At 54.6% G+C, this 1,236-nt stretch carries 1 protein-coding gene; it reads right to left on the bottom strand.

Going from position 1 to position 1,236, the window contains the following annotated elements; translation table 11 throughout:
* Nucleotides 1-19 precede the first annotated feature (19 nt).
* A complete protein-coding gene (locus CKW19_RS28195; RefSeq protein WP_095061784.1) occupies nucleotides 20-991 on the bottom strand; it encodes an IS110 family transposase in 972 nt (323 codons plus the stop codon).
* Nucleotides 992-1,236 lie beyond the last annotated feature (245 nt).

The following is a 1,236-nucleotide window of genomic DNA, read 5'->3' as shown; positions in this document are numbered from 1 at the left end:
GTAGATACCGTCTTGCTTCTCATCGAGCAAGCGCAAGTTTCGGGTCAAAGGGTTGGCCCGACTTGAGCACTCCGTAAACGAAATGCAGCAGTTTGCGCATCGCCGCACAGATGATCTGCTTGGGGGCCTTTCCGTTGGCCTTCAGGCGATCTTTCATGGCGATGATCGCCTCGTTATGCCGCAGCGCCACCAAACCGGGCATGTATAGGCCTGCCCGCACGCGCGCGGAGCCGATCTTCGAAATCACGGTTCGTCCTTTGAGCAGCCCCGAGTCCTGTAGTTTTGGGTTCAACCCAGCAGCAGCGACCAATTTTCGTGGATCGTCGTATTGACGCAGGTCGCCCAGCTCAGCCAGCAATCGCTCGATCGTTTTCTCCCCGATACCGTCAATGGTCACGATCAGGTCGCGCATCTGACGCATGTCCGGGTCATCATCAATGTGGTTTTTGATTGCTCTGTGCGTTTCAGCGATTTCTTTTTCGATGTGACGCAGCACAGAGTTGATCGAGTCTTTGACCTTTTCGTCAGATACCTCCAGGCGATTGAGCTCCATTTGCTCCATTTCCTGAAGGTCATCAAGGCGGCGAACCATGGCTTTCAACTGGCGATATTTCGGCGGCTCCGGCGCCCACAGTTTGAGTTTCTGAGCCTTTTCCCGGGCGAAATCAGCGATCAGTTTGGCATCGCTCTTGTCGGTTTTGATCCGGCGCAATTCGCTGGCGGCGTACGCATGGGTCGTGGCCGGATTGACCACGCAGACCCGGTAGCCCTTGTTGTAGACGAACTCGGCGAGTTCCAGGTGATAGACACTGGTGGCTTCCATCACGATCAGCGCCGAAGGCTCGGCCTGCTTGAGCAGCCAAGCTTCAAACTCTTTGAAACCCTTGGCGTCGTTAGCCAGTTTGGCTTTGGTTTTGTGCTTGCCGTTTGGCAGGTGTGTTGCGATATCAAAGGTGTTTTTAGCGATATCGACGCCGACAAAACTGGACATATCCCTCTCCCAATCAAATCAATGGCGATCATCACTGCACTCTGTCCAACCTTGCGAATGCGGGCTCTCGCCAGAGACGGGCCCAAGATACCGTTCGAACTATACGAGTGAGTGTGGAGGGCTGGAGCACAATCTACGTCACAGGCATAAAGCCTAAGGAGCTGCACGGCTTCCAGAACCCTCCCTCGATGATCAGTCGAGAACTATCGCTCCTGATGGAGCGATAGTCGAGATACAAGGAGCTG

The organism is Pseudomonas sp. Irchel s3f7, assembly GCF_900187615.1.
Classification (GTDB): domain Bacteria; phylum Pseudomonadota; class Gammaproteobacteria; order Pseudomonadales; family Pseudomonadaceae; genus Aquipseudomonas.
This window is presented reverse-complemented; position numbering and strand designations above follow the sequence as displayed.